We start from the raw sequence: 13,225 nt of genomic DNA, 5'->3' as shown, positions 1-13,225 counted from the left end.
GGAGCCAGTACGTATGTCTTTAGATTTAATGAATATTGCCCGTACAGGGGTATTGGCTTCTCAGTCTCAGCTAGCGATTACCAGTAATAACATCGCCAATGCCAATACCGCTGGTTATAACCGTCAGGTGGTTTCTCAGTCGGCGCTCGATTCCCAGCGTATGGGCAATGACTTTTACGGCGCGGGTACTTATGTTTCAGATGTAAAAAGGGTTTACAACGATTACGCCACTAGAGAGTTACGCATTGGCTCTACTGCGATGAGTGAATCGCAAACCACTTTCGGAAAAATGAGTGAGCTCGACCAGATTTTTTCTCAGTTAGGCCAAGCGGTGCCGCAAGGCATGAATGACTTTTTCGCCAGTATGAATGCCTTGGCTGATCTGCCAAATGACATAGGTATGCGAGATTCATTTCTTACCAATGCCAAACATCTAGCGAGTACGGTTAACCAGATGCAAGCTCATCTAGACGGGCAGATGACGCAAACTAATGATCAAATTGCTGCAGTCACAGACAGAATTAACGAGATCAGTACCGAGTTAGGCAACATTAACCGTGAGCTAATGAAGTCTCAAGGCCAAGATATGCAGCTGCTTGACAAGCAAGATGCATTAATTTTGGAGCTTAGTGAATATGCATCGGTTAACGTGGTGCCATTAGATTCCGGTGCTAAAAGTATCATGCTAGGTGGTTCGGTTATGTTGGTGTCGGGCGAAAAGTCGATGCAGATGGGAACCTCTCAAGGCGACCCGTATCCGAATGAATTACAAATCACCGCCCAATCTGGTGATAAAAGCATGATAGTTGATGCGAGTAAATTGGGCGGCCAGCTTGGCGCTTTAGTCAATTACCGTGACGAGACACTACTGCCATCACAAATGGAGTTAGGCCAATTTGCATTAGGTGTGAGTGATGCATTTAACAAGGCACAAGAGCAGGGCTTTGACTTAAATGGTCAAGTGGGCGCTAATATATTTACCGACATTAACGACCCATCCATGCAAATTGGTCGAGTCGGTGCGCTATCAAGCAATACTGGCTCTGCAGTTTTAGGCGTTCATATTGACGATGTTGGAGAGTTAAGCGGCAGTAGCTATGAATTAAAGTTTACCGCGCCATCAACTTACGAGTTAAAAGATGCCGCTACCGGCAATATAACGCCGCTTACTTTAAACGGTACCAAGCTCGAAGGTGCAAATGGCTTTAGCGTTAATATTAACGCTGGCACATTAGCCTCGGGCGACACCTTTGAAATCAGACCGACTTCTGGCGCAGCCTCTTCAATATCGGTTGAGATGACCGATCCTAAAGGTATTGCGGCTGCAGGTAGTCAAATTACTGCAGATGCTTCGAATACCGGTAGTAGCCAAATTAAGCTAGTTAGCATTGATGACCGGACGGCAGCTAATTTTCCAGTAACAGGCTCAGAGCTTACCTTTGAAATTAATCCAGGTGCAACGCCGCCAACGTTTGAAGCATTTGACGCCAATGGCACATCACTAGGTGCACCTGCAGCTTATACGCCGCCGACAATTAGCGCTCATGGCTTTACATTTGAAATTGACTCTTCAGCCACCACAACAGAAAAATTTAGCTTCGATTTGTCATTTGCGGAGGGGGATAACTCTAATATGGTCAACATGGCAAATCTGAATGAAGCCAAGCTGATGAATGGCGGTAAAACAACTTTGAATGATGTCTTTGAGAATACAAAGCTAGACGTGGGCAGTAAAGCTAAGTCGGCTGAAATGTCAATGGGTTCGGCTGAAGCAATTTACAACCAAGCTTATACGCGAATTCAAAGCGTATCAGGGGTTAACTTGGATGAAGAAGCGGCAAACTTGATGCGCTTTCAGCAGTCTTATCAAGCATCTGCGCGGATCATGACTACCGCAAATGAAATCTTCAACACACTATTTAGCTCACTGCGTTAGCACTGAATGCTTAACGATTAGGGACAGGAATTAAGACTATGCGAATTTCAACTGCGCAAATGTTTCACCAAAACATTAATAGTGTGACCAGTAAACAGTCGCAGACAAGCCAGATCATTGAGCAGCTATCGACTGGAAAGCGTGTCAATACAGCGGGTGATGATCCAGTTGCTTCAGTGGGCATTGGCAATCTTAAGCAGCAGAATGCAGTCGTTGACCAGTTTCTTAAAAATATAGACTACACCAAAAATAGATTGTCAGTATCTGAAAGTAAACTAGGTAGTGCGGCTACTATTACCAGCAGTGTTAGAGAGCAAGTATTAAGGGCAGTGAACGGCACACTAACTGAAAGTGATCGGCAAACAGTTGCCGATGAGCTACGTGGTAGTCTTGAAGAGCTAATGACCATTGCTAATAGCAAGGATGAGTCGGGTAATTACCTGTTTGGTGGTTTTAATACTGGTAGTCAGCCATTTGAGTTTGATGCGAGTGGCAACGCGGTTTATAACGGCGATAGTGGGATCAGAGAAAGCATCGTAGCCTCAGGTACGACTATTGGCGCCAATATTCCGGGCGATCTTGCTTTTATGAACTCTCCCAATGGTTTAGGGGATTACAGTGTCAATTATTTGGCCTCACAAACTGGCGAATTTAATGTCGAAAGCGCAAAAGTGACAGATCCTGCGACACATGTGCCCGATACCTACACATTTACTATGGTTGGTAATGATTTAGAAGTCAGAGATTCGACGAATGCTGTTGTCACCACTGTACCAGCTTTTGATCCTAACAGTCCCGTCGCCTTCAACGGCATTGAAGTTAAGCTAGATGGTAAGCCCGCGTCAGGTGACTCATTTACCATGGAACATAAGCCAGAAGCGAGTTTGCTCGATACTATCAATAGTGCGATAGCCTTAATTGAGGACCCTAACCTAGTCAATACTCCTGCAGGTAAATCAGAGTTGGCACAAATGTTGAATAATATCGACAGTGGAATGAATCAACTGGATGTTGCACGGGGTGTTGCCGGTAATAGCTTAAAAAGCTTAGACAGTTATGCTGCAACCCATGAAGAAGAAAAGATTGTGAACAACTCGGCTCTTTCGATGTTGGAAGATTTAGATTACGCCGAGGCGATAATGCAATTAGAGCAACAACAGCAAGCTTTAAGTGCAGCATCAAGCGTTTTTACTAAGGTCGGCACAGTGTCATTGTTTGATTATATCTAAACCATGAATGCCACCTAAATAATTAGAATTCAAATTAACCGAAATTAGCCAAGCCTGAAGTCTTGGCAGTAATTTTAGATAAGGGAAATCATAATGGCTATTACCGTTAATACCAACGTTACATCAATGAAAGCGCAAAAGAACCTAAACCAGTCAAGCCAAGGACTGTCGACCTCAATGGAGCGTTTATCGAGTGGTCTTCGCATTAACAGTGCAAAAGATGATGCTGCAGGTCTAGCAATTTCTAATCGTCTAGATTCACAGGTGCGTGGTCTTGATGTAGGTATGCGTAACGCCAATGATGCTATCTCTATTGCACAAATTGCTGAAGGTGCAATGCAAGAGCAGACGAACATGCTACAGCGTATGCGTGATTTGACCATTCAGGCATCTAACGGTGCTAACAATAGTGATGATCTTTCAGCTATTAAGAAAGAGATTGATGCGCTATCCACTGAAATCACCTCAATTGGTAATAGTACAGCCTTTGGTAATACAAAATTATTGAATGGTGGTTTCTCTGCAGGTAAAAACTTCCAAGTAGGCCATCAAGCCAAAGAAGATATTGAAGTGACGGTTAAAACGTCAAATGCAACGTCGCTGTCTGTAGGGGCTTTAACCTTAGCAACATCTGCTGCTCGTCAATCTGCTATGGGGAAAATCGATGCAGCTATTAAGACAATTGACACCCAACGTGCGGATTTAGGTGCGGTGCAAAACCGTTTAGCTCATAACATTAGTAACAGTGCTAACACCCAAGCGAACGTTGCTGATGCGAAAAGCCGTATTGTTGATGTCGATTTCGCTAAAGAAACGGCTCAAATGACCAAGAACCAGGTGTTACAGCAAACAGGTAGTTCTATGCTTGCCCAGGCAAACCAGTTGCCACAAGTTGCCTTATCACTACTTGGTTAATTAACCATAAGCGATGCGTTTACGTACTATTGGCGCTTAATGCTATCCACTTAAGTTAATTGCACTGAAAGCAATTGGTTGAGTTAGCTTAAAAATAACAATCCATATTGACTGTTAACTCAGTTAATATGGATTTTTTTAGTTTAAAATGACCGGTTTAGTAACTGATATTATTATGATTTATATGTATTTGTAGAAAAACATTATTTTTTTTAAAAAAAGTGCTAAAGATTAAAAAATAGCAGCCGTTAAAGTTACTGTAACCCAATAGACCCGCCTGGCGTAAATAGACAGGCAAGTTTTAAAGCCAGGTATTAAAGAGGAAACAAATTATGGCTATTACAGTAAACACAAACGTGACTTCTATGAAAGCGCAAAAGAACTTGAACTCTTCTAGCCAAGGTTTGGCTACCTCTATGGAGCGTCTATCAAGTGGTCTTCGTATCAACAGTGCGAAAGACGATGCTGCGGGTCTTGCAATTTCTAACCGTCTAGATTCACAGGTGCGTGGTCTAGACGTTGGTATGCGTAACGCTAACGATGCTATCTCAATTGCCCAAATCTCTGAAGGTGCAATGCAGGAGCAAACTAACATGCTTCAGCGTATGCGTGACCTAACTATCCAGGCATCTAACGGTGCAAACAACAGTGATGACTTAGGTGCGATTAAGAAAGAGATCGATGCACTAGCAACAGAGATTACGTCAATCGGTACAACTACCGCATTTGGTAACACTAAGCTGATGACTGGTACTTTCTCTGCCGGTAAAAACTTCCAAGTTGGCCACCAGGCTAAAGAAGATATTACTGTTAAAGTTAAAAAGACTGACGCAACTTCATTGTCAGTTGGCGGTTTAACGCTTGCAACTTCAGCTGCTCGTCAGTCTGCGCTTGGTAAGATTGATGCTGCAATCAAGACGATTGATACTCAACGCGCTGACTTGGGTGCGGTACAAAACCGTCTAGCACACAACATCAGTAACAGTGCAAATACACAAGCAAACGTTGCTGATGCAAAGAGCCGTATTGTTGATGTGGATTTCGCAAAAGAAACATCTGCAATGACTAAGAACCAAGTACTACAGCAAACAGGTTCTGCGATGCTTGCACAAGCTAACCAGTTACCACAAGTTGCACTATCTCTTCTTTAATCGGGTTTCTCGTTAAGAGTATTTACCGATAAAGTAGCAGTTTAAAGGGAGATTCGTGATGAATCTCCCTTTGTTGTTTATAAACCTTGACGTAATAGCTAGAGGTATACGTCCTAGATTGAATAGTTACCGAGGTGATGTATGACAATGGATGTGAATTTCACGAGTGCTACCAATCCTATTGCTGTTAAACAGGAATTAACCAGTACTCAGACAGAAGTCGACTCAATAGATAAAGCCGTTCTGTTCAAAGAATCAAGCAGTGTAGAAAAAACGCCGCTGACCAAGGATAGTGAAGAGAAAACTGCTGACATACATCAAGTCGCTAATGAACTTAATGATATGATGTCACTGATGCGTAAAGGTCTTGCCTTTAAGGTCGATGAACATTCGGGGCAAAGTATTGTTAGCGTATTAGATGTCGACTCTGGGGATATCATTAGACAGATCCCTAACGAAGAAGCGCTAGAATTAGCACAAAAACTTGCAGAAGTGGCTGGATCTTTGCTTAAGACTGAAGCATAGGTTGAGCGTCAAAAAATAACTTATTTTGTCTAGGGGGCAAAAATGGCATTAACAGCGACCGGTATAGGTTCTGGATTAGATATCAACACCATTGTTAAAGTGTTAGTTGATGCCGAAAAAGTACCTAAAGAAGCGATTTTTGATAAAACTGAGGCGACAATTGAAGCCAAGGTATCTGCAATGGGCACCCTCAAAAGCCAATTATCTACTTTTCAGGAAGCCCTCGAAAAGCTGAGCGATCCCGCAGCACTGAATATTCGTAAAGTCTCTACAGGTGACAGCGACTACTTCACTGCAACAGCGGATAAAAATGCCCAGTCAGGCAGTTATCAAATCCAAGTTGAACAACTTGCTGCATCTCACAAACTGGCAGGTAAAAATGTTGCCGATGCTACTGCAGGAGTCGGGCAAGGCACACTGGACCTTGAAGTTAACGGTAAAGCCTTTACTGTTGCGATTGAAGCGGGTGATTCACTCGATGCGATTGCCAAGAAAGTCAATGAATCGGCCGATAATGCAGGGATTACTGCCACAGTGATTAAAAGTGATGGTGGCAGTCGAATTGTATTCAGCTCTGATGAAACTGGTACCGATAATCAGGTTAGCGTGACAGCAGCAGATGCAGTTGGTTCGGGCTCAGGGCTCAATGACATGTTTGGTGCGGCGAATTTAGAAACCTTACAAGCCGCGCAAGATGCAGTACTGCACATTGATGGCCAAAAGGTGACTTCACAAAGCAATGATGTTGAAAATGCCATTGCTGGCGTGACACTGTCTTTGACTGATGCCGATCTTGCTAAAACTTCGACCTTGAAAATTGAACAAGATAATGAGGCAGTAAAAGAAAATGTAAAAGGTTTTGTAGATGCATACAATACCTTAGTGGACTCTATTAGCAGCTTATCTAAGTATGATGCTGAAAAAGAAGAGGGCGCAGCCCTACAAGGCGATTCAATGTTGCGCTCGATTGAATCTCAGATGCGAAATATGATCAGTAATCGCGTTGATGTCGACGGTGAAACAATTGCTTTGTACGATATTGGTATTGAAACTGACCGATACGGCAAAATGTCAATCAACGATGAGAAGCTCGATAAAGTCATCGCCGAAGATATGGGATCCGTCGAGGGCTTATTTGCGACCCCTGATAAAGGTATTGCAGCCAGCTTAGATAACTTAGTTGAAGGTTATGTTAAGTCTGGCGGATTGATTGATAGCCGTGATAACGCATTAACCAATGATAAACAGCGTTTAGATGATCAACGTGAAGCATTTAGTTTAAAAATGGAAATGCTACAAGCACGCCTGTTTAAACAGTTTAATGCAATGGATCTTGTCGTTGGCCAGTTGAATCAACAAAGTGCTGGATTAGTTGATAGGTTGAACTCGTTGCCAGGTGTGATCGGTTCATAGTTGTATTGAGTTTCCCTTCGGATTCTAAGGAGTTCAGTATGCATTTAAAGCCTCTATGCCAACTAAATGATGAATTAGACGCGCTGTTAGATAAGTTAAATCTCGTGCCTGCTGAAGATGAGTCGACCGATGAGTTGGTATCATACTTGCAGGAGTTAGTTGGTAAGCGTCAAAGTTTACTTGTTAAAGCTTTTGAAAATGCGACAGCAGCAGATGCTGTTGAATTGAAAAAGCAGATTACGCTGAGTCAGTCATTTGAGGTAAAAGCCAATATGATTAAGGCGCATCGGCAGTCTTTGCTACATGCAGGACGTAAAAGTAAACAACAGCTAAATATGTACAAGACCATAGATTCTAACAGGTAGGTTTTTAATGAGAAGCTCTCTTCAGTCGTATCGTAAAGTTTCGTTAGATAGTGAAATCTCAGTTGCTTCACCGCATCGTATTATTCAGATGATGTTTGATGGAGCGCTGCAGCGCCTTGCTCAAAGTCGCTACGCGATAGAGAATAATGACTTGGCTAACAAAGGCGTATTTATAGGTAAAGCGATTGGCATCATTACTGGTTTAAACAATAGTTTGAACATGGAAGCTGGTGGAGATATCGCTCAAAACCTAAGTGATTTATATGATTTTATGCTACGCCGGATCTCTGAAGCTAACATCAACAATGATGTTCAAGCAATCGATGACGTTAGCGAGATCATACGTACGATTAAAGAAGGTTGGGATGCGATACCAGCAGATAAACACCATATTGACTCTCATGCGAGTGCGATATAGACAGTCGATAAAATGGGAGGTTTTACCACCTCCTTTTTGTCACCTGTCAAAAAGATGGCTATCTGATACATCAGTGAAGAGTTTTTAAGCTAAAAACAATTGAGTTTCTCATAAAGGTCATCAGGGGCTTGCTTATAGCGGGCTGATAATACACTATTCTATTCGGTAGTTAATTCATAAAGCATTTTAGATAACTACCCGCTTGAAAAATAAGCTTGAAAAAAGCAACCAACACTAATAATTAATGCGCTGAAATATTTGAGCCTTATGGCCTTCGGAATGATGCAAACAGATCAACGAATTCTACTTGTCGGTAGCCAATCCGAGCGAATTAATCGCTTGTCATGTGTATTTGAATTTTTAGGTGAGCAGGTCGAATTGACCGACTTTGATAAACTTGAAGCTCATACTAAACAAACGCGTTTTCGCGCGATTGTTTTGCCATCTGGAAATCAAGAGAAAGAAGCGATTCAGTCTTTGGCTGGTATGCTTCCATGGCAACCTTTTTTAATGCTCGGGGAAAGAGACGACGTTAAAGCGTCGAACATTCTCGGTAGTATCGAAGAACCATTAAATTATCCGCAATTAACTGAATTGCTGCACTTTTGTCAAGTCTATGGGCAGGTTAAGCGCCCAGAGATCCCGACGAGCGCAAATCAGACTAAGTTGTTTAGAAGTTTGGTTGGACGCAGTGAAGGTATCGCTAACGTTCGACACCTAATCAATCAAGTTGCTAGCTCTGAAGCTACAGTGCTTATCCTCGGACAATCAGGTACCGGTAAAGAGGTGGTCGCTCGAAATATTCATTATATTTCTGATCGCCGTGACGGACCGTTTATACCGGTTAACTGTGGTGCAATTCCTCCTGAATTATTAGAAAGTGAACTGTTCGGTCATGAGAAAGGCTCATTTACAGGCGCAATAAGCGCGCGTAAAGGTCGCTTTGAACTTGCCGAAAAAGGTACTTTGTTCCTTGATGAAATCGGCGACATGCCATTGCAAATGCAAGTTAAGTTATTACGTGTATTGCAAGAGCGCATGTTTGAGCGAGTTGGTGGCAGCAAATCAATCGTAGCTGATGTACGAGTCGTTGCAGCGACACATAGAAACCTTGAAAGCATGATTGAAATTGGTGATTTCAGAGAAGATCTATATTACAGACTCAATGTGTTTCCAATTGAAATGCCCGCATTATGTGAACGCAAAGAAGATATTCCGTTACTGCTTCAAGAGTTAGTTAGCCGAGTATATAACGAAGGGCGCGGCAGAGTGCGCTTCACCCAGCGTGCGATTGAATCGCTTAAAGAGCATTCTTGGTCGGGTAACGTGCGTGAACTGTCCAATTTGGTAGAACGTTTAACAATTCTTTATCCAGGTGGGTTAGTTGACGTAAATGATTTACCTATAAAGTATCGCCATATCGATGTTCCTGAATATTGTGTTGAAGTCAGTGAAGAACAGCTTGAGCGTGATGCACTTGCTTCTATCTTCAATGATGAAGAACCTATCGAGATCCCTGAAACCCGTTTCCCAAGCGAACTGCCGCCAGAAGGGGTTAACCTAAAGGACCTACTTGCTGAGCTTGAAATCGACATGATTCGACAAGCGTTAGACCAACAAGACAATGTCGTGGCTCGCGCAGCTGAAATGCTCGGTATACGCCGGACAACTCTCGTTGAGAAAATGCGTAAGTACGGTTTAAGTAAAGATTAGGGCTGAGATAACCGCTTCGCTCACGGAAGAGGGAACGTTCGCTGACTCACTCACAGAACGCTGCGCTGACGGTACAAGCTGAGGCGGCACTAGCAAAGATCTTTCGCGAATAAGCCAGAAGCTGAGTCTTCTGGCTTTTTTTATTGCTTTCGTTTTAACCTTTTCTGTAAGCGAAGCGTTCTATAGTGATCTGCAATTCAATTAAATAGTCACGTGCCGTAAGGCCGCAGGTCGTTCCATCTTTGCATTTTGTTCTTAGCTTTTCCCTAGAACCTAGAATCTAGAACCTAAAAGTCACTAAGTGACGCCCTCACAACGCAGCGTCCTTCTTAGCTTTAAATAACTGGCATAATTCCTGCTTTAAACCGCGCATATGCAGTTTTTTTGACGGGGTTACCATGTCCGCTATTTTAAAACCACAGGTTAAGCCTGTAGATGCTAGTAAGTCGCAGCGTCCACAGTTAGTCGACGTTCAGCAAGCCGCAAATATGTCTAATCGTATGGACCATATTCTGCAAGCGATGCCGTCTGGAGTGGTGATTATTAATGGCGATGGAATAGTGACCGATGCAAATCCGGTTGCAATTGAACTCTTAGGCAGTCCTTTAGAAGGCCTACGCTGGCTACAAATCATTAATCGAGCTTTTTCCCCGCAAGATGATGATGGTCATGAAGTTTCATTACGTAATGGTCGCCGAGTCAAACTTGCTATAACCCCATTAACACCTGAGCCGGGGCAGTTGATTGTATTGACGGATCTAACTGAAACTCGCTTGCTGCAAAAAAACTTATCTCATCTGCAACGATTATCAGCGTTAGGAAAAATGGTGGCTACGTTAGCGCACCAAGTCAGAACGCCCCTAAGTGCTGCGCTTTTGTATGCGTCGAACTTAGCAAGTCCAAAGATATCTGCTGATGCAAGAAAGCGCTTCCAAGGCAAACTGGTTGATAGGCTTAATGAATTAGAGCATCAAGTCAACGACATGTTGTTAATGGCTAAAGGACGTCAACAAGAGCTCGATAGCATATTAACCATTGATGAAGTGGTTGATAATGTTTTAGGCAATTGTTTGCCTATCGCAGAGCAAAAGGGTTGTCGCTTAGTGTTTGATAATCAATCTAAACAGAAAATTAGAGCCAATGATGCCGCTTTATGTTCAGCAATTAATAATTTGGTAATGAACAGTTTAGAAGCAGGTGCCAATTGTATTAAATTGCAGGCGTACGATACGGCGACGGCATTGCATCTTGACGTAATCGATAACGGGAAAGGCCTTGATAGTGAAATGCAGCACAAGGTACTCGAGCCATTTTATACCACTAAATCCCAAGGTACAGGCCTAGGTTTGGCTGTGGTGCAATCGGTGGTGAGCAATCATGGCGGTATGATGCGTTTTAGTTGTCATTCAGGCGCTGGCTGTACTGCATCACTAAAGTTTCCACTGATTTTAAAAAATAAGAGCGAAGAAATGCTCGGAGATGTAAAGCATGTCTGAAGGTAAGTTACTGCTTGTTGAAGATGATGCATCACTGCGTGAAGCTCTGCTAGATACATTACTTTTAGCTCATTATGAGTGTGTAGATGTAGGCTCTGCCGAAGAGGCTATTTTGGCGTTAAAAAGCCAAAGCTTTGACATGGTGATAAGCGATGTGCAGATGGAAGGTGTTGGCGGCATAGGGCTGCTTAATTATTTGCAACAACACCAACCTAAGCTCCCCGTTTTATTGATGACCGCGTATGCGACTATCGACAATGCGGTTAACGCGATGAAACTTGGCGCGGTTGATTATTTGTCAAAACCTTTCTCACCAGAAGTATTGCTTAATCAGGTGTCGCGTTATATGCCGGTCAAGGCTGCTGAAGGCAATCCCATCGTTGCTGATGAAAAAAGTTTAGCTTTACTTGCGTTAGCTCAGCGAGTTGCGGCATCAGATGCCTCGGTGATGATTATGGGCCCAAGCGGCAGCGGTAAAGAAGTTCTAGCGCGTTATATTCATCAAAATAGTCGGCGCGCGTCAGAACCTTTTGTGGCGATAAACTGCGCTGCAATTCCAGAAAATATGTTAGAAGCTACGCTGTTTGGCTATGAAAAAGGTGCATTTACCGGGGCTTACCAGGCTTGTCCTGGCAAGTTTGAACAAGCGCAAGGTGGCACTTTATTGCTTGATGAAATTTCAGAAATGGAAGTGGGTTTGCAAGCTAAGCTACTGCGAGTGCTGCAAGAGCGTGAAGTTGAGCGTTTAGGTGGTCGTAAAACGATAAAACTGAATGTTCGGGTATTGGCGACCTCAAACCGCGATTTAAAGGCGATGGCTGCATCTGGCGAGTTTCGTGAAGATCTCTATTATCGGATTAATGTGTTTCCATTAACTTGGCCTGCATTGAATCAACGTCCTGCCGATATTTTGCCGTTAGCACGACATTTACTGCAGCGGCATGCGCTGATCGCTAATCGTAATGAACTGCCTGAATTTAGTGAGTGCGCTTCAAGACGCTTATTAACTCACCGCTGGCCGGGGAATGTGCGAGAGCTAGATAACGTGGTTCAACGAGCGTTGATTTTATCTATTAGCAATGAGATCACCGCGGCAGACATTATTATCGACTCTTTAGAGTTAGATTTCAGTGCTGAAGCAGCCCCCGTAACCGACGCTAAACCCCAAGAGCTTGAAGGTTTAGGAGATGAGCTTAAAGCTCAAGAGCATGTGATTATTTTAGAAACCTTATCTCAATGTAATGGCAGTCGTAAATTAGTTGCCGAAAAACTAGGGATAAGCGCTAGAACTTTACGTTATAAAATGGCAAAAATGCGCGATTTAGGCATTCAAATACCGGCTTAAGGCTAAGAAGGGCGACCTTTGGGCTGTTAGAGCGTTCGCAGGCTCAATCCGAGGACGCTGCGCTGACGGTACAAGTTAAGATGATTCAAGCTGAGTCGGTTAAAGTTAAGATCTTTCGTGAATAAGCCAGAAGCTGAGTCTTCTGGTTTTTTATTGCCGTCGCTTTCAATCTTATTTTTCCGTAAGCGCAGCGTTCTGTAGTGGCCCTCTATTAAAGTAAATAGCAACGTGCTGTGAGGCCGCAGGTCGTTCGCCTTCGCTTTTCCTAGCACCTTCTTGGCTCTTCCCTTCTTTTTACAAACTGGCAAGCTATTTGCTTTATCCCTGTATATCAACATTTTCGTCAAGAAAACGACAAGGGAGCTAAGTATGCAAATTGGTGCTAATTCATTACTGCAAGAGATGCAGTCACTTAACGGTCAAATTGGTACTTCAAGCATTCAAACAGGGATCTCGCGCCAAGTACAAAATACATCGGGTGCTGATTTCGGACAACTTCTCTCCCAAGCTGTTGGAAATGTAAGCGAACTTCAATCAAATGCTGCTAATCTCGCCACTCGACTTGAGATGGGAGATACCACGGTGACATTATCTGATACCGTGATCGCCAGAGAAAAATCAAGCGTGGCATTTGAAGCAACTGTTCAAGTGCGAAACAAGCTCGTAGAAGCTTATAAAGAAATTATGAGCATGCCTGTTTAGGCCTTTGATAACTAAAA

Annotated in this window: 12 protein-coding genes; all 12 read left to right on the top strand. The window is 43.1% G+C overall.

Annotated elements, in window-relative coordinates:
- Positions 1 to 13: 13 nt before the first annotated feature.
- The gene (gene flgK, locus AB4298_RS17890) at positions 14 to 1,936 is read left to right on the top strand and encodes a flagellar hook-associated protein FlgK (RefSeq protein WP_371987763.1); all 1,923 of its coding nucleotides are present in this window, start codon (positions 14 to 16) and stop codon (positions 1,934 to 1,936) included.
- A 38-nt stretch (positions 1,937 to 1,974) separates the two neighbouring features.
- A complete protein-coding gene (gene flgL / locus AB4298_RS17885) occupies positions 1,975 to 3,165 on the top strand; it encodes a flagellar hook-associated protein FlgL (protein WP_248997900.1) in 1,191 nt (396 codons plus the stop codon).
- Between the two features lie 93 nt (positions 3,166 to 3,258).
- Positions 3,259 to 4,080, top strand: coding sequence for a flagellin N-terminal helical domain-containing protein (locus AB4298_RS17880; protein ID WP_248997899.1), 822 nt, complete (start codon positions 3,259 to 3,261; stop codon positions 4,078 to 4,080).
- 332 nt (positions 4,081 to 4,412) lie between these two features.
- A complete protein-coding gene (locus tag AB4298_RS17875; protein WP_248950756.1) occupies positions 4,413 to 5,231 on the top strand; it encodes a flagellin N-terminal helical domain-containing protein in 819 nt (272 codons plus the stop codon).
- A 147-nt stretch (positions 5,232 to 5,378) separates the two neighbouring features.
- Complete coding sequence (locus AB4298_RS17870; protein ID WP_371987762.1) at positions 5,379 to 5,756, top strand: flagellar protein FlaG; 378 nt, start codon at positions 5,379 to 5,381, stop codon at positions 5,754 to 5,756.
- A gap of 42 nt (positions 5,757 to 5,798) precedes the next feature.
- On the top strand, positions 5,799 to 7,169 hold the full coding sequence (fliD, locus tag AB4298_RS17865) for a flagellar filament capping protein FliD (protein ID WP_248997896.1): 1,371 nt from the start codon (positions 5,799 to 5,801) through the stop codon (positions 7,167 to 7,169).
- A 38-nt stretch (positions 7,170 to 7,207) separates the two neighbouring features.
- Positions 7,208 to 7,534 (top strand): hypothetical protein, encoded by a 327-nt coding sequence (locus AB4298_RS17860; RefSeq protein WP_371987761.1) that lies wholly within the window; start codon positions 7,208 to 7,210, stop codon positions 7,532 to 7,534.
- Between the two features lie 7 nt (positions 7,535 to 7,541).
- Positions 7,542 to 7,952, top strand: a complete 411-nt coding sequence (fliS, locus tag AB4298_RS17855) for a flagellar export chaperone FliS (RefSeq protein ID WP_248997894.1) — start codon at positions 7,542 to 7,544, stop codon at positions 7,950 to 7,952.
- A 279-nt stretch (positions 7,953 to 8,231) separates the two neighbouring features.
- Positions 8,232 to 9,665 (top strand): sigma-54 dependent transcriptional regulator, encoded by a 1,434-nt coding sequence (locus AB4298_RS17850; RefSeq protein ID WP_283107177.1) that lies wholly within the window; start codon positions 8,232 to 8,234, stop codon positions 9,663 to 9,665.
- Positions 9,666 to 10,063: 398 nt separating this feature from the next.
- The gene (locus tag AB4298_RS17845; RefSeq protein ID WP_248997893.1) at positions 10,064 to 11,161 is read left to right on the top strand and encodes a sensor histidine kinase; all 1,098 of its coding nucleotides are present in this window, start codon (positions 10,064 to 10,066) and stop codon (positions 11,159 to 11,161) included.
- Positions 11,154 to 12,506, top strand: coding sequence for a sigma-54-dependent transcriptional regulator (locus AB4298_RS17840; RefSeq protein ID WP_371987759.1), 1,353 nt, complete (start codon positions 11,154 to 11,156; stop codon positions 12,504 to 12,506). The genes AB4298_RS17845 and AB4298_RS17840 overlap by 8 nt, the downstream gene beginning before the upstream one ends.
- Before the next feature lie 369 nt (positions 12,507 to 12,875).
- Positions 12,876 to 13,208: a flagellar hook-basal body complex protein FliE gene (gene fliE, locus AB4298_RS17835; protein WP_248997891.1), complete on the top strand. Its 333-nt coding sequence runs from the start codon at positions 12,876 to 12,878 to the stop codon at positions 13,206 to 13,208.
- Positions 13,209 to 13,225: the final 17 nt, after the last annotated feature.

Source organism: Shewanella sp. 10N.261.52.F9, from assembly GCF_041471165.1.
Taxonomy (GTDB): Bacteria; Pseudomonadota; Gammaproteobacteria; order Enterobacterales; family Shewanellaceae; genus Shewanella; species Shewanella marinintestina.
The sequence above is the reverse complement of the archived record's forward strand: the minus strand, read 5'-3'. Positions and strand labels throughout refer to the sequence as shown.